The 16,932-nt window shown below is 31.2% G+C and carries 15 protein-coding genes; 1 reads left to right on the top strand and 14 read right to left on the bottom strand.

Annotation, left to right across the window (positions count from 1 at the left end):
• Positions 1–42: 42 nt before the first annotated feature.
• Positions 43–1,218 (bottom strand): cation:proton antiporter, encoded by a 1,176-nt coding sequence (locus tag LW133_RS04125; RefSeq protein WP_233076935.1) that lies wholly within the window; start codon positions 1,216–1,218, stop codon positions 43–45.
• Between the two features lie 9 nt (positions 1,219–1,227).
• Positions 1,228–1,821: a phosphoribosylglycinamide formyltransferase gene (gene purN / locus LW133_RS04120; protein WP_233076926.1), complete on the bottom strand. Its 594-nt coding sequence runs from the start codon at positions 1,819–1,821 to the stop codon at positions 1,228–1,230.
• 114 nt (positions 1,822–1,935) lie between these two features.
• Here purN and LW133_RS04115 point away from each other — a divergent pair, with 114 nt between their 5' ends.
• Complete coding sequence (locus LW133_RS04115; RefSeq protein WP_269843735.1) at positions 1,936–2,406, top strand: ankyrin repeat domain-containing protein; 471 nt, start codon at positions 1,936–1,938, stop codon at positions 2,404–2,406.
• 24 nt (positions 2,407–2,430) lie between these two features.
• Here the strand turns inward: LW133_RS04115 and LW133_RS04110 are convergent, their stop codons facing one another.
• The 12 genes from LW133_RS04110 to leuS form a co-directional block, all read right to left on the bottom strand.
• On the bottom strand, positions 2,431–3,606 hold the full coding sequence (locus tag LW133_RS04110; protein WP_233076924.1) for a (Fe-S)-binding protein: 1,176 nt from the start codon (positions 3,604–3,606) through the stop codon (positions 2,431–2,433).
• Positions 3,606–4,979: an oxygen-independent coproporphyrinogen III oxidase gene (gene hemN, locus LW133_RS04105; protein WP_233076922.1), complete on the bottom strand. Its 1,374-nt coding sequence runs from the start codon at positions 4,977–4,979 to the stop codon at positions 3,606–3,608. The genes LW133_RS04110 and hemN overlap by 1 nt, the downstream gene beginning before the upstream one ends.
• A complete protein-coding gene (locus tag LW133_RS04100) occupies positions 4,979–5,413 on the bottom strand; it encodes a DUF2603 domain-containing protein (RefSeq protein ID WP_233036505.1) in 435 nt (144 codons plus the stop codon). Before LW133_RS04100 ends, hemN begins: the two co-directional genes overlap by 1 nt.
• The gene (gene argF / locus LW133_RS04095; protein ID WP_233076921.1) at positions 5,392–6,333 is read right to left on the bottom strand and encodes an ornithine carbamoyltransferase; all 942 of its coding nucleotides are present in this window, start codon (positions 6,331–6,333) and stop codon (positions 5,392–5,394) included. The genes LW133_RS04100 and argF overlap by 22 nt, the downstream gene beginning before the upstream one ends.
• Before the next feature lie 73 nt (positions 6,334–6,406).
• Complete coding sequence (gene mfd / locus LW133_RS04090) at positions 6,407–9,373, bottom strand: transcription-repair coupling factor (RefSeq protein WP_233076911.1); 2,967 nt, start codon at positions 9,371–9,373, stop codon at positions 6,407–6,409.
• Entirely contained in the window at positions 9,373–9,771 is a 399-nt protein-coding gene (locus LW133_RS04085) for a bactofilin family protein (RefSeq protein ID WP_233076909.1), read from the bottom strand. The genes mfd and LW133_RS04085 overlap by 1 nt, the downstream gene beginning before the upstream one ends.
• The gene (locus LW133_RS04080) at positions 9,705–10,625 is read right to left on the bottom strand and encodes a M23 family metallopeptidase (protein WP_233076908.1); all 921 of its coding nucleotides are present in this window, start codon (positions 10,623–10,625) and stop codon (positions 9,705–9,707) included. The genes LW133_RS04085 and LW133_RS04080 overlap by 67 nt, the downstream gene beginning before the upstream one ends.
• The gene (locus LW133_RS04075) at positions 10,615–11,526 is read right to left on the bottom strand and encodes a M23 family metallopeptidase (RefSeq protein ID WP_233076906.1); all 912 of its coding nucleotides are present in this window, start codon (positions 11,524–11,526) and stop codon (positions 10,615–10,617) included. The genes LW133_RS04080 and LW133_RS04075 overlap by 11 nt, the downstream gene beginning before the upstream one ends.
• Positions 11,519–12,649 carry a Mur ligase family protein gene (locus LW133_RS04070; protein WP_233076899.1) on the bottom strand — a complete coding sequence of 377 codons (1,131 nt, stop codon included), beginning with the start codon at positions 12,647–12,649 and terminating at the stop codon, positions 11,519–11,521. Before LW133_RS04070 ends, LW133_RS04075 begins: the two co-directional genes overlap by 8 nt.
• A complete protein-coding gene (locus LW133_RS04065; protein ID WP_233076890.1) occupies positions 12,640–14,013 on the bottom strand; it encodes a GGDEF domain-containing protein in 1,374 nt (457 codons plus the stop codon). Before LW133_RS04065 ends, LW133_RS04070 begins: the two co-directional genes overlap by 10 nt.
• Positions 14,014–14,508, bottom strand: a complete 495-nt coding sequence (gene lptE / locus LW133_RS04060; protein WP_233076888.1) for an LPS assembly lipoprotein LptE — start codon at positions 14,506–14,508, stop codon at positions 14,014–14,016. It lies immediately after the preceding gene.
• The gene (gene leuS, locus LW133_RS04055; protein ID WP_233076886.1) at positions 14,505–16,925 is read right to left on the bottom strand and encodes a leucine--tRNA ligase; all 2,421 of its coding nucleotides are present in this window, start codon (positions 16,923–16,925) and stop codon (positions 14,505–14,507) included. Before leuS ends, lptE begins: the two co-directional genes overlap by 4 nt.
• Between the last annotated feature and the right edge of the window lie 7 nt (positions 16,926–16,932).

Below are 16,932 nucleotides of genomic sequence, written 5' to 3'. Positions count from 1 at the left end.
CTTTCACCTTAAATATTATAATATTTCTATCATTATAACAGCTTATTTTTTAATTTTCCAAAAAGTATAAATCATCTTGATAATCACAATAAATACAACTCCCTCAAACATTGCAGCCAACAAAAAAGCATAATAAGTATTTTGATTCATCGCACCGAGCTCCAAGCCAAGTGCAGCAGTAGCAACCAAAAAAGTCAAAGGCATAGAATCACTAAAAGCATAAAGCACCAAATCCCTTGTATAGGTAAAATATTTTTTGAACGCAACACTAGCTGCTAAGATTCTTAAAAATATCATAGAACATGCAATTAAAACACCATAATAAAGCAGCTTTGGATTATGTAAAACAATATCAATTTTCAAAGTCGCTCCAACATTGATGAAAAATAAAGGAACAAAAAACCCAAAACCAATGTCATTAAGTTTATGAATCAATTCATGCTTATAAGGGAAAAATGTTGCAATAATCATCCCTGCCAAAAAAGCCCCTAGCACATTTTCAAGCCCTAACCACATTACCGCAACAATCAGTACAAAAAATAACATCATGCAAATACGAATATCTTGATTTTGCGTATCATCATAAGGCATTAAAAATATTTTAAAATTTGGAAACCACCAAAACAAAATTTTAATTAGCATAAAAATCATACCAATAATAATAACAAAACCAAAAAGTACCAGTAAAGTTTTATAAAGTTCAAAAGTAAGGCCATAGGAATAAATCCCATTGATAAAAACCAACACCCCGATACTCAAAAGCTCGCCAACAATTCCAATTCTTAGCGCGAGATTTAACCAAGGCTCATCTTTGCCATAATCCCTAATTAATGCCATGATCATCCCCAAACTCATTACAGGAAGTGCGGCAATAAAAATATGAGGCAAGCCAAAAATAACCACAATACTACATGCTCCCAAATAAAGTACGAAAAAATATAAAATCGCATATTTAAGAAAATCTTTTCCTAATTGTCTGAAGCCACGCAAATCCACTTCCATACCACACAAAAACATCAAAAACAAAAAGCCGATTTTTGCAAAGATCTCCACTGCTTCTGTAATATGAAAAAGGCCAAAATAAACCCCAAAAGCACCCAAAAACATCTCCACCACAACAATGGGAATCCTGCTAATTTTACTTAAAAATGGTGCAACCACAATAAGAATTGAAATAATTGCAAACGCAATAAGATTATGAAAAATAACTTCTTCCATCCTATCTCCTTACAAACTAGCAATTGCTTTTTTTATTGCTTCAGGGTAGATTTCATATTCTAAAGCATGAATTTTTTGACTAAAAACCTCCAAAGAATCCTCAGGCATTCTCAAAAAACTTTTTTGTAAAATAATTGCACCACCATCTAATTCTTCATTAACCCAGTGCACACTTACCCCCACTTCCCTATCACCACTTTCAAAACTTTCAATAATTGCATTTGCTCCTTTATATTTTGGCAATAAAGAAGGGTGAATATTAATAATTTTAAAGCTATCACAAAATTTTTTGGAGAGTATTCGCATAAAACCTGCTAAAACCACCAAATCAACCTCCATTTTTTTTATTTCCTTCTCGAGTGCCAAATCAAAAGAAATCCTGTCAGCAAAATCTTGATGAGGAAGCAATAAGCAAGGAATTCCTAAATTTTTTGCTCTTGTGATTCCAAAAGCATCTTTTTGATTACAAACACATCCCTTTATTTCAAAAAAATACTCCTTGCTTTCATGGGCAATTTTTTTTTGATGAAAAGTTTCAATAATATTTTGCATATTACTGCCATTGCCGCTAAAAAGAATTGCTATTTTAATTTTTCTAGGCATAAGTTTCCTTAAAAATTTGATAAAAATTATATAATTATACAAAATCAAACTACAACTTTTTACTTTAGTTTGATCATCTCAATGCTTGCAATATCTTAATTTTAAGGAATTATTATGGAACTAACGCCACAAGAACAAGAAGAAATGGAAAAATTTTGTGCACAAAGCTTTGATTTTGCCAGGGAAAATGATGCAGAATCTCTAAAGATCATGTTAGATCATGGATTAAATGTAAATCTCGCAAATCACAAGGGCGATACTCTTTTAATGCTTGCAAGTTATCACAATAGCTTAGAAGCTGCGAAATTATTACTAGAGAGAGGCGCGCAGGTTGACCAAAAAAACAATCGAAATCAAACCCCATTAGCCGGTGTGTGCTTCAAAGGATATTTTGAAATGGCACAGCTACTTTTACAATATGGCGCAAATCCCAATGAAGGCGGCACAATGTCTCCTTTAAATTGCGCAATTATGTTTAAGCGTAAAAAAATTTTAAATATATTACTTAAACATAAAAATGTAAAACTTAGCTTCTTGCAAAAAATTTTTTTAAAATTTTCTTCATTTAAAAAATCTAAAATCTAATAATAAAAATTATTCAATATGACTTCATTCTTTTTTTAGAGTTTGCGCAATCAACTCTAAGGGATGTTTGAAAACCACTTTGCTTTTTTTCTCGGCTAATAAAGTTGCAATTTGTGCATGGCATGCACTACATTCTGCACTTACAATCTCAGCATTGGTTTCTAGAATCTTATCTATTTTTTTTTCACCAACTTTTTTTATCAAATCATTTTTCTTAATCTGCAAAGTAATTCCTCCAAATCCACAACAACTCTCACTATCCTCAAGTTCCACTAAATCATAATGTTGCAAAAGCTCTCTTGGAGGGGTTTTAATTTTTAAAGATTTACAAGCATGACATGGATCATGATAGGTAATTTTCTGCTTTGTTTGTATCATTTTTTTTCTCAGATCTGTATGCATAGCAAAAAAAACACTTGTTAAAAAAAACTTATGTTGTATTAGTTTTAATTTTTGTAAATATTCTTCTTCTTGATAATACTCTAATACCCTCTGCCAATCTTTAATAATCACAGATGCACAAGTGGCCTCTGGAATCAAAATTGCCTCCACTTCATCAATAATTTTTTCGAAATATATGATATTTTTTTTGATAAGTTTTAAACTTGTATCAAAGTCTCCACTAAATAGTGCAGGTGCACTACAACATTCTTGCTTAGGTATTAAAGCCTCAATTTCAAGAGAATCTAAAATTTTTAATAAAGCATCTCCTGTTTCAGAATAATTATAATTTGCCAAACAACCAATAAAAATTGCGACCTTTCTTGAATATTTTTTAGATTGATATTTTTTATATTTTTGTAAAAATGCTTGATGTTTAAAAGGAATCTTAAAAATTACCCCTACTTTTTTCTGCTTAAAAAAACAGGGAGGTAAAAAAGATAAAAATAAAAAAACAAAATCCATGATTTTTCTATGTCTCAACAAGAAAAAATAAAACCTCTTTAAAACTCCTTGTTTATTTTCCCTTCTTGATTGCATAATAGCAAAATCAATAGGAAGTCCAATAGGACAGGCACTAACACAATGCGTGCACAAAAAACAAGTATCTAAAAATTCTTCTTGCTGAGCAATCTCTACGGATTTAATAAGTTCCAAAAATCCTCGTGGAGAATGCACCTCATCGCGATGAATCTGATAAGTTGCGCACCCTTGGATACATTTTGCGCACTTAACACAAGCAGAAGCAATGTCTTGCATTAGACTGTTTTAGAAAAGCGTCTTTTTTCGTGAGGTATCTTTTCTAAATAAGCATCAAAACACATTGCAATATTACGAATTAACATAGATCCGGTAGGATTTGCAAAAATTCCTTCTTCTGTAATCTCTAAAATACCATCATCTACAAAAACCTGTAGCGCTTGCAATTCCTTCGCAAAATACTCTTTGAAATCAATCAAAAATTTTTCTTCAATTTTACAGAAATATAATTTAGAATTATTCATTAATTGCATAATTACTTCTTTGCGTAAGATATCATCAAAATCTAATACAACACCTCGTTCAACAGGTAGTTTTCCTTCATCTAAAGCTTTTTCATAACTCTTAATATCTTTATAATTTTGCACATAATAATCCACTCCTTCACCAATTGAAGTAAGTCCAATTCCAATTGTCTGCGAGAATCCCCTCGTAGTATAGCCTTGAAAATTTCTTCGAAGCTCACCTTTTTGACTCGCAAGATAAAGTTCATCATCAGCCCTTGCAAAATGATCCATTCCAATCATTTTATAACCACTCTCCTGTAAAAACTTTATAGTAAATTCCAAGATTTTTAACTTATTTTCTGGAGTTGGAAGTGTAGATTCATCAATATTTGCCATTGTTCTTTTAATCCAAGGAACATGTGCATAATTAAAAATTGCAAAACGATCAGGTTTCAAAGAAATCGCTTTTTTCAAAGTCTCTTCAAAAGTATTAATATTTTGATAAGGAAGTCCATAAATAAGGTCAAAATTAATTGAAAAAATACCATGTTTTCGTGCAATTCCCACGACATTTTGCATCAATTCCATACTTTGATAGCGATTAATAGCTTTCTGCACCTTTTCATCAAAATCCTGCACACCAAAACTCACGCGATTGAAACCACCATTTTTTAAAACAATCATCTGATCTTCTGTGAAATGTCTTGGGTCAATCTCACAACTCACCTCAGCATTACTTGCAAAATTTGTAAAAGTGTTACGAATAAGAGTGATAACTTCTTCAAGTTGCTTTGCACTAAAATAAGTTGGAGTACCACCACCAAAATGCAATTGCACAACTTCACGTCTTGTATCCATATGGGTTTTGAGAATCTCTAATTCTTTCCTCAAATACCCCAAATAACGCTCTTTTTTTTCTTCACTATTTGTATAAATCACATTACATGCACAAAAATAACACGCACTTTTACAAAATGGTAAATGCACATAAATGGATAATGGAATATCTTTTCGTTTATCATTGCGCAAAAATGCCTCTTGCAATGTTTCTTGTGTAAAATTCTCACTAAACTCTACCGCAGTAGGATAACTTGTATAACGAGGACCAGATTTTGAGTAACTTGAAAATTTTTTAAAATCTATCATTATAAACTTCTTACAAAAGCATTAGTATTTAAATCTATAAATAAATTTGGATGTTTTTCTTTAATTTCTTTAACAATCTGCATACTATCAATATTTGGCAAACTTCCATCTTTTCCACGCAAAGATTCTACTCTATTAATTGCTACACTCATCACATCATCAAAATCTATAGGTGCATGCATAATAATATCACGCTCTAACTCTACCTTCAAACGATCTTCATGTGCTTTTCGGATAAGCATAATAATATTACGTAAAACCTTTTGTGGCAATACAACATATTCTTGATTTTTTTCATCTTTTAAAAACCAAGGCTCGCTCTTAGAGAATTCTCCACTACTTAAGTGTAACTGCAAAGTATGGGAATCTATTGACTGCATTACCGCCTGATTATTAGCACCTAAAATTTCAACTAACTTTGTTTGTTTAGCCATACCATAATTCCTTTTTGTGCATGTAATCTATTTTCTGCTTCTTGAAATACTCGACTTTGTCTTCCTTCTAAAACTTCTTCACTTACCTCTTGCCCACGATATGCTGGCAAACAATGTAAGAATATCGCTTCTTTATCTGCTAATTCCATCTTAGCATAATCAACACAATAATCCTTAAAAATTTTCTTTTTTTCTTCCTTCTGTTCTTCTTGCCCCATAGACACCCAAGTATCTGTTACAACAACATTACACCCCCTAATTGCCTCATTAGGATCTTCATAAATACGAATATCTTTGGTACTAATTTTTTGTGCATATTCCAAAATTTCTTGTTTTGGCATATATCCTCTTGGACAAGCAATATTAATCTCAAATCCCATAATTGCAGCTAATAACAACCAAGAATGTGTCATATTATTTCCATCACCCACATAAACCACACGCGGATCTTGCTTATATGCTGCATCAAAACTCCCTTTTACAAAAATTCCATTTTCAATCATAGTGAGATAATCTGCTATTACCTGCACAGGATGATATAAATCACTCAATCCATTAATCACAGGGACATATGAAAATTTTGCAAACTCTTCTAGTCTTTCATGTTCAAAAGTACGAATTACAATCATATCTACCATCGAACTAATCACCCTTGCGGTATCTGCGATACTTTCTCCTCTACTAAGCTGAATTTCCTTACCTGATAAAAAGATCCCATTTCCACCAAGCTGATAAATTCCTGCTTCAAAGCTTACACGCGTTCTAGTAGAATTTTTTTCAAAAATCATTCCTAGAATCTTTTTGTGCATATCATTACGCTCTTTATTTTCTTTATAATCTTTTTTGATTGCGATAGCAAGCTTAATAATTTCGATAATATCAGCTTGTTGATAATCCCTTAAAGTTAAAAAATGTTTCATAATACCCCTATTCTTTAATACTATATTCTACTATAAAAATCCAATTTTCTCTATTTTTCAACCTGCTATTATTTTAGATTTTTCTCAAAAACTCTAAAATCTCAGCTAATAAATTTTCCTCATCCTGAATACTTAAAAACTTTTTAGAATTATCTCTAAAGAAAAATGTTACATCTTTTTTGAAATTTGAAATCAATGTAATATCCACATCTCGTGCCACAATTTTTATCAAAATAAGAATCAAAAACTGCTTGGTATAAAAATCCAATGTCCCAAACCTATCTACAATTTCTCTTTCAATTTCATAAACAGATTCTGCATTTTTACACAATGATAATCTTCGATAAAGCTCAAGTCTCAAAGTATCACTATTAATCAAATCAGGATTAAGATAAGCAGATACTTGTAACTTAATTTCTACATCTTTCTCTTGCAATTGTTCCTTCCCACTAAGTTGGTAAATTGCATCTTCAAGCATACGGAGATAAAGACTATAACCAATATTTTTAATATGTCCGCTTTGTGCTTCACCTAATAAATTCCCCCCTCCTCTAATTTCTAAATCTTGATAGGCAATCATAGCACCACTACCTAAAAATGAATTTTTTTCTAATGCAAGTAATCTTTTTGAAGCCTCTGGAGTAATTTTATCTTTATCTTCAATGAGATAATAACAAAAACCCTCTTTATCTCCTCTACCTACACGACCTCTAAGCTGATGCAAATCTGCCAAACCAAAATGATCTGCCCCATCAATAATAATTGTGTTAGCATTAGGAAGATGGATTCCAGATTCTACAATAGAAGTACAAAGTAATAAATGATACCTCCTCTCTGCAAAGGCCATCATGATTTCTTCTGTCGTATTAGAATCAATTTGGGAATGCAAAATTGCAATTTCAAGTTGTGGTAACAATTCCTTCAAATCTCTTGCAATATTTGTAATGTTTGCAATATTGTTATAAATATAAAATACTTGTCCATTGCGTCTTAATTCTCGCAAAATAGTTTCTTTAATTACCGCATCGCTTTTTTCTTTTACAAAAGTTTTAGTACTTAAGCGTTCGCTAGGTGGGGTAAGCAAACTGCTCATACCCTTAATATGTGATAATGCCATATTAAGCGTTCTGGGGATTGGTGTAGCAGACATACTTAAAAGGTGCACATTTTTACTCAAAGATTTAATACTTTCTTTTTGCTTAACACCAAATTTATGCTCCTCATCAATTACAATCAACCCAAGATTTTTAAACACCGCATTTAATAATCCATGTGTCCCTACTACCACATCAATTTTTCCGCTTGCTAAAGCATCTAAAATCTTTCTTTTTTCAGCAGCCTTAACAAAACGATCTAATCGAACGACATGTAGTCCCTCCAATCTTTTCTTCAAAGTATGATAATGCTGCAATGCTAATAAAGTTGTAGGCACAATCATCATTGCTTGGAATCCATTTTTACAAGCTGCAAAAATTGCATTCATCGCTACTTCAGTCTTACCAAATCCTACATCCCCACTCAAAAGTCGATCCATTACTTGACCACTCTTAAGATCTGTAAAAATCTCTTCAATACTTCTTTCTTGATCTTGCGTTAAAACAAAACCAGCACTCTCCTTAAAAAGCAAAATTTCAGGCAATGTTGTATCAATTTTTTTACCTTCAATAAGTTTTCTTTTGGCTGCTAAAGCAATAATAGAATCAGCAATTTCAAAAAGTTTTGTTTTGATTTTTTCTTTAAGTTTTAAAAAATTGCCTTTTCCTAACTTATCAACAATGGGTACACCTCCAGAACCTGCCACATAACGATCAATAGTATTAAGATTTTCAACAGGCAATAATAAAGAATCTTCTCCTTGATAATCAATCCGAATAAAATCTCTAGTAGCTCCTAAAATTTTTGCCTGTTCTATACCACGAAAAATACCAATTCCATAAGTGGTATGCACAACATACTCGCCCACATTAAGCTCATCAATAGCAATACGAGGTTTTTGTTTTTTCTTGGTTTTAGGATAAGAATTAAGAGAAATAATATATTTCTCTGGCAACGCAATATTTAAAACAAGTGATGAGACCTCTGCATATAATCCTTGTGCTTGAAACTGCTCTTGCATCATTTGCGTAGGCACTAAAATCTCTATGCGTTTATCAGCATTGAGTTGTAAAAAATACTCTAAATTTTTTGATTCTATATTAAGATCTGCATAATCTTTCTTATCTTTTAAAAAAGGTAACTGCATAAAAAAATCTTTACCATAAGGATCTTGCAAATCGCGTTCAAAAAGTTCTTGTGTATAATCTCTTGCATTTGGTGTCATTACAACATTTTTATGTAATAAAAACTTTTCAGCTAAAGAATCTAAACACCAAAAACCAAGAGAAAATAAATCCTTATAAAAACTATCTGTATCTAAACTCTCAATTCTACGCAATATTTCATCATACTGCTCTTGATTGAGACTAAATAACGCAGGAGGGATTTTTAAATTTTCTAATTCCTGCTGATTACTTTTTTGAGTTTGCAAATCAAAGGTGCGAATACTTTCGCATTCAATATCAAAAAAACTCAAGCGATAATTTTTTCCATTAGGAATTGCAATATCTATAATATCCCCACGAAAACTCACTTCTCCTTCCATCTCAACAATATCTACTACCTCATAGCCAAAATGCACAAATTTTTGCTTTAACTCCTCAAGATTATAAAGATCTTTTTTAATGATTTCTAAAGGTTGTAGCAATTCCTTTTTTGGTAGAGGATAAAGTACACTAGAAATCGGTGTAATTAGCAAACTTTCTTGTGTATAATACTCCCTCAATTGCGCCAATAAAGTCAAAAATTCTTCACTAAAAGACCTAATATCATCTCCCATTCTTGCACGAAAATCAGGTAAAACCACTGGTTTTTTTTGTAGGATCTTTTTTTCATAACAATACTGCGCTACTTGCCAAAGCACCTGGGTTTCTTTATCATTTTCTGTGAGTAAAATCTCTGTAGATGATTTCTCTAATAAATGAGCATAAAATCTAGCTTGCATTACTTCTCCACTTTTTCTTTTTCTCTGTCTTTATTTTTATCCACAATTTTGCTTTCACCTACAAATACACCCTTGCGTTCAATCACAAACTCTGGTGTAATAACCCTACCCTCAATTCTTCCTGTTGGTAAAATTTCTACCACACTACTTTCGGTAACACCATTAAATTTTCCATTTACAATCAATTTTTGTGCAAAAATATTTCCAAGTACATTACCTGTTTTACCAATCATGACGGTATTTTTAGAATAAATATTACCCTCAAAATCTCCATCAATATGCAAATGACAATCTATATGCATATCGCCTTTAATTTTTGTTCCTTGTGCAATTATTGTTGCTGCACCACCCTTGATGGGAGCATTAGATTGTTGATCAGTGCTAGTAAAGATTGCCATGCTACTATCCTTTCATTATCGAAAATAAAATCAAAATTTTTCATATTCCATTTAGCAAAATTCAAGGCATTTATTGGATTATTTAAAAAACGCACTTCATAATGCAAATGTGGGCCAGTAGAAACACCTGTATTTCCACTATAAGCAATAATTTGCCCTTTTTTGACAAACTGCCCATTACGCGCCACAATGGAATTTAAATGCGCATAATAAGTTTTAAAACCAAAAGAATGCGTAATTTTTACCAAATTTCCATATCCACCATTCCAACCCATTCCTGCAAATTCTACAACACCATCTGCAGTTGCATAAACAGGTGTATTTAAACTTGTACTAAAATCTACTCCTGTATGCTTATGCAAAATATGTAAAATGGGATGCATCCTCGTGCCAAAACCTGCTGAAATTCTTAGATATTTATCTAACGGGAATCCATTAGGAATAAATTTCATAATAAATGCCCTTTGAGCACCTGTAATATTTGCAATATCAATTCTACTCAAAAGACTGCTTTCTATTATAGCATCCTCAGACTTTGAAACCCCTATAATATCCTCCAAATCATCAACTCTATCCCCAGCAATATTTATTTCTTCCATTCTTTGAGTAATCTCATTATTTAACGTGGTATTAATTTTTATAGTTTTTCTAAATTCTTGATTTAAAATATTTTTTTTATTATTTATGTCTTTTATCTCTGTTCGCACAACTCCAATAGAAACTACAATAAAAATAATCAAAGCAAAAATTGCAAGCAAGATATAAAGACTAATTTGTCTTACAAGCATACTAACATTAAAATAAAAGCTTCCTTTATGATCTGTAATCATAAAAACCAAACGTTTATTTTTCATAAACTTTCTCGTAATAGGGATTTTGATAATCTTGAAGTTTTAAAATATCTTGAATAATCCACACAAGACTTTTCCAGTCCACTTTATTTTCATTTAAAATTATTTCATCAAAATTATCCATTCCCCATAATGTAAATTTTTCTGCTGACAAAAGTTTATTTAAAAAAGATATTTCATAATATAAACCATCTCCATAACTTCCTGCATATCCAATCAATTCTCCTTTTTTTACAAATTCTCCACGCTTAACTACAATCTCATCTAAATGTTTATACCAAGAATTAAAACCAAAGAGATGATTAAGCTTAGCTGTATTACCATTACCAAAATTTTTTTTCTGTCCCCTTATAATAGTTTCTACAACACCATCAGAAGCAGCGTAAACTGGAGTTTTTGGATTGATTTTATAAAATATTGCTAAAGCTTCTTTACTTTTATTTTTTTCTTTAGAATAAGTTTTACTTTTACTAAAAAAATCCTTGATAGGATCGCCATTTGGCACGAGATTTAAAATAAGATCTTTTTGTGCATCATCTAAACTCTTGAGATCAACTTCTTCAAACCTATCAATTTGTTGCTTATTTTTTTGCGTATCAATAATATTTTCAAGATCTCCAATCCTTTGATGAATCACATTGAGTTCATTAGTTTTTTTTTGGATTCTCTCTTTTAGCTCTTCATTTTGTTGATAAATATAGCGATACTCTGAAATTGCAATATTTTGCTCCATCGCAACATCTTCAATCGTCTGCATTAAAAATTTCATAAAAAAAAATGCACCAATAATAATAAAAATAAAACCAAAAATTCCCCAAAAAATAATTTTTTTAATATAGCGATGTACTTTAAATTGCTTTGACCCCTTTTCATCTACAATAGTCACAACAAGTTTATTATACATATCCGCCTTTCAAAAAAGTTTCCACAACGCTAAAAGAACCAAAAACCAAATATGTTTCGCTAGTATCAATTTTTTGAAAACTACAAAATGGAATTTCCAATTTCTGAAGAATCTTTATCAATTCTTCTTTTTGAATAATTCTAGGATGATTTACATCTAAAATTTCAATCCTTAAAATATTTTTTCTTAGAATCTCTAAAATTTTTTCAATATTTTTTTGAACATAAGAATTATAAACAAGCACAACTTTTTGATTCCCCAAACATTTCTGAAGCCCATATGCTGCATCTTCATTATGTCCCACATCTATCAAAACATTACTAGCAATTTGTTCAAATCTGCCACACAAATCCAAAACCACAGGCTCTAAAGGAATCTTAAAGCCTAAAAACTCCATTGCTACCATTGCATTTAAAAAATTATCTTGTAAAAATCCTACTTTAATCTTTTCCAACACATTTTGAAATTTTTTTTCATATTCTTGATTAATTTCAATAAGCTTAACATTCTTTTTTATGGCAATTTTTCTTGCAATTTCCCCTACTATTTGACTTTTTTGCTTAGCCAAAATTGCTACTTTTTGCATAGCATTTAATTTCGTAGTAGCAATCTCTTCTAAACTTTGTCCCAAAAGCTCTTGATGATCAATACCTATAGAAGTAAAAATACTTAAATCACTTTCTATACAGCTTGTAGAATCATACTCTCCGCCAAGTCCTGCTTCCATGATAAAAAACTCTACATCTTGAGCTAAAACCAATGCTAAAAATGTCATATATTCAAAATAACTTGCCTCTTGCACACTTGGAAATTGCTGTAAAAACTCATGAGCTTTTTTTAATTCCTCATCGCTAATTAATGCTCCATTTTTATAAAATCTCTCATTAAAATCCAAAAGATGAGGAGAAGTAAAATGTAAAATTTTCTTTTTTTGTTGCAACAAAGACAAAGCAAGATATCTTCCACTGCTACCCTTGCCATTTGTTCCAATAACATGAATTTTATAGCATTGCAAGGAAAGAAAATCTCTAAATGTTTGAAAAATATTTTTCGCCCTATTGGGATCAAAGGGGGCATATTCTGCTCCTTTGCTTTCTAAAAAATCCCTTAAGTCTATTCCCATTGTACTTGATTCCTGCCATTCTTCTTAGCTTTATAAAGAAGTTCATCAGCCTTTCTTAACATTTCCTCTTTTGTCGCAAAATCTTTTCTCTCTACAACACCAATACTTGTGGAGCAATGTAATTTTTCATCATGATAAGTAACTTTTTCTTCAGAAACCGCATTGCAAATTCTAAGAGCTACATCTTTTGCGATTTTCAAATCAGTTTTTGGCATAATAATCAAGAACTCATCTCCACCATAACGCCCTATAATATCTGAAGCCCTAGAGTTGTTTTTCAAAATATCTGCAAAACTACTAAGCAATTCATCTCCAGCTAAATGTCCATAATAATCATTAACTTCTTTAAAACCATCAATATCAAAAAACAATACAGAATAATTATTTTTTTCTTCCATAAATTGTGCTTCACAATTCCATAATAATTCTTCCAAATAACAGCGATTATAAACTTTTGTCAAAGTATCTATTTTTGTTTTTTCTTCCATTTGCTGCAATAAAATTGTAACTTTATACAATTGCTCATTTAAATCTTTAATATGATTTTCTTTTTTATAAATAAACTGGTTCAAAGAACTGATTTTTTCATAAAATCGATTCGCAATATTTAAGAGATTTTCTCCTTTTTGTTGTGCAATAAACTCCTCACCTTGTTCAACAATTTTATTTCTCATTTGATTGAACTCTTCAATTTCTTGCGTGTTTTCATTTAGTGTATCCTGCAAATTCTTAATTGCATCTACAAAACTATTTGCTTTTTCATCATTATAAATTTTTTTCCACTTTTCACCATCATCGCAAATCAATTCCAATTCTTGCAAAACATTATCATCTGAAATATTTTCAGGAACTTCTAATAAAATACTCACCAATCTTTGTACACTGGCTTCATGTTGAAATTTTGTAATATTTATTAATCTAGCAACAATAGAAGCAATACGTCTTTGCACAAAAGAATGTTTTTTTTGATTAGCAATACTTTCCCATTTTTGCCTTAAAATATTAAGACTATATGCATCACCATTGAAATATAAATCAAATAAAATAGGGTCACGATTTTTAATTCTTGGAGCAGCTGTATCACTAAGAATTGATAGCAATGCTTTTAATAAATAATAAAGATCTTCAAAAGTTTCTATCTTTTTTTCTTCACTATAAGTTTTTAGTATTTCTGCAATCTCGGAAAAAAAACTCTTTTCTTCAAAGTTTTGCAACATCTTTTCTTGAGGAGAAATGCATTCTTGTAAATAAATTTTATTTTTGGAAAGCAATTTTAAAAAATACTCTACTTTTTCATCTTGTGTACTAGAATCTATTTTTTTTAATTCTTCAAAAATAAGTTTTAATTTATCTCTTAAAATCATCTATCTTCCTTCATAAGCCATTTGTGCTAAAAATTTATCAATACATTGAATACTCGCCTCCTTAATCGCTTCTAGACGATTTGAATAAGTAATTAAAGGATCTTCAAGAGATACCGCATAATCAGAATATGCTGTGTTTACAAATTCCCCCTTTTTTCCAAAACGATTCTCATAATTAAAAACTATTTCAACATTTACGCGATAAAAAGTTGTAAAACCATTAGTATCTGTAGCAATAGAAGTATCGCTCGCTGTTTTTAAAAATAGATTTATTATAGAATCTGCTTGATCTTTTTCTGCCAACCTTCGTTGAAATCGCGCAACAATCGCTTTGTTTAAATTATCCTTTAACTCCACGGAATTCTCTGTATTTGCTAGATTTATCCTAAGATCTACGTAAACAAGATTCCCTAAAGACTTTTTAGAATAATGCGATACAGGATAGTATCCACACCCCATAAAAAATAAAATCAATGCTAGAAAAAATTTTTTCATTTTACAACAAAATTTACCAACTTATTTGGCACAACAATTTCTTTTATAATTTGTGCACCATCAAGCCACTTTTGTATCCCTTGTTTTGCAACTTCTAAAACCTCTTCTTGTTTTGCATTTGTTGGCACTTCAATTTCTGCACGCTTCTTACCATTCACAGTAACTGCTATCACAACACTATCACTCTCCAGTGCTTTTATATCTATCTCAATAGGTTTAAAATTGCTAAATTGAAAATATTTTTCTGAAATTTCCCAGCATACATGTGGAATAATAGGTTCCAAAACATTACTTAAAATAAAATATCCTTCTGTCCAAACTTCTTTATTATTTTGCACACTTAAAGCATTAAAGGCTTCCATACAAGAAGCAATTAATGTGTTAAGTGTAAACCCTGATTGTTTTTTACTAAAAATATCTTGAGATTTTTGTAAAGTCTCATAAACTTTTTTGCGTGCGTACTTTTCCTCTTTATTTAAAGTATTACCAAAAATTTTTGGTATCTCTGTAACCCTACTAATCATTTCAGTTTTTTCATAAAATTTTCTAATAAAACGATATGCGCCTTCCACACCAGAATCTATCCATTCTAACTCTCTTGATGGTGGTGCAGCAAACAAAACAAATAACCTTGCAGTATCTGCACCATATTTTTCAATAATAGCACTAGGTTCTACAACATTTCCTAAAGACTTGCTCATTTTTCTTCCATCTTTTAAAACCATACCCTGTGTCAAAAGATTAGAAAAAGGCTCACTAAAATCCACATAACCCAAATCTCTTAAAACTTTAGTAAAAAACCTTGCATAAAGCAAATGTAAAATTGCATGCTCAATACCACCAATATATTCATCTACCCCCAACCAATATTCCGCCATAGACTTATTAAAAGGCTCTTTTTTCCATAAAGCACTAGGTGTTGTATATCTCAAAAAATACCAACTAGATTGAAAAAATGTATCCATCGTATCAGTTTCTTTTTTTGCATTCTTTCCACATTTAGGACAAATATCTTCTTGCCATTTTATGTGTTTATCCAGCGGATTCCCCTCACCATTTATCACTACATCATCGGGCAATATCACGGGAAGATTTTCTTCTTTTTGTATTTGTATTCCACAATTCTCACAATGTATAAGTGGAATAGGTGCACCCCAATACCTTTGTCGAGAAATTCCCCAGTCTCTCAATTTAAAATTAACCACTTTTTTACCAAGTTTTTTTTCTTCAAAAAAAGTAATAATCCTCTCTCTTGCTTCTTTTCCTCTTAAACCACTAAATTCTCCGCTATCAATTAATACACCATCTTCACAGTAAGGCAACTCATCACTAATAACCACCTTTTTTATTGCAAGATTATATTTTGTTGCAAAAAGATAATCTCTTTCGTCATGTGCTGGCACACTCATTACAGCACCACTGCCATAATCCATCAAAACAAAATTTGCTGCCCATACAGGGATTTCTTCTTTTGTAATCGGATGAATCACACTTATATCTAAATCCACCCCTTCTTTATCTCCCATCATTCTTGCTCTAGCACTCATTTTACGCATTGCTAAAATCTTATCTTTTTTTTCTTGATTAAGATTTAAAAATGCTTTTTCTACAATGGGATGTTCTGGAGCAACAGCGCAATAAGTAACACCAAAAATCGTATCAGCTCTCGTGGTAAACACTTCTATTTTTTCCAAATCATCATAAGAGCGTTTTAATTTAAAACCAAATTCCAACCCCACAGATTTGCCAATCCAATTTTTTTGCATTGTCAAAACTGCATTAGGCCAATGTCCTTCTAGGGTTTCTAAATCTTTTAAAAGTTCATCTGCATAATCTGTAATCTTAATATAGTATTGATACATTTCTTTTTGAATGATTTCAGTGCCACAACGCCAACACCTCCCCTCATTTACCTGTTCATTTGCTAATACCGTCTTATCATTAGGACACCAATTTAAAAATGCCTTTTTACGATAGACCAATCCTTTATTCCACATATCAATAAAAAATTTTTGTTCCCACTTTGTATATTCTGTATCACAGGTAGCAAACTCCCTATCTTTAGAAAAAGAAAGTCCTAAGGTTTTTAATTCCTTATCCATTGCTTCAATATTTGAATATGTCCAACCCTTAGGATGAATCCCTCGCTTAATCGCTGCATTTTCTGCTGGCATACCAAATGCATCAAAACCAATGGGATGCAATACATTATATCCTTCTTTGCGATAGTGTCTTGCCATCACATCACCGATACAATAATTGCGAACATGTCCCATATGAATTGCCCCACTTGGATAAGGAAACATACTTAAAATGTATTTTTTCTTAAGTTTCATATCCTCTAATGGCTCAAAACTTCCCTCCTTTTCCCAATAATCCTGCCATTTTTTTTCAATACTTTGTGCTTGATACTCCATTATCTAT

It is taken from the genome of Helicobacter anatolicus (assembly GCF_021300615.1).
Lineage (GTDB): Bacteria > Campylobacterota > Campylobacteria > Campylobacterales > Helicobacteraceae > Helicobacter_H > Helicobacter_H anatolicus.
The sequence above is the reverse complement of the archived record's forward strand: the minus strand, read 5'-3'. Positions and strand labels throughout refer to the sequence as shown.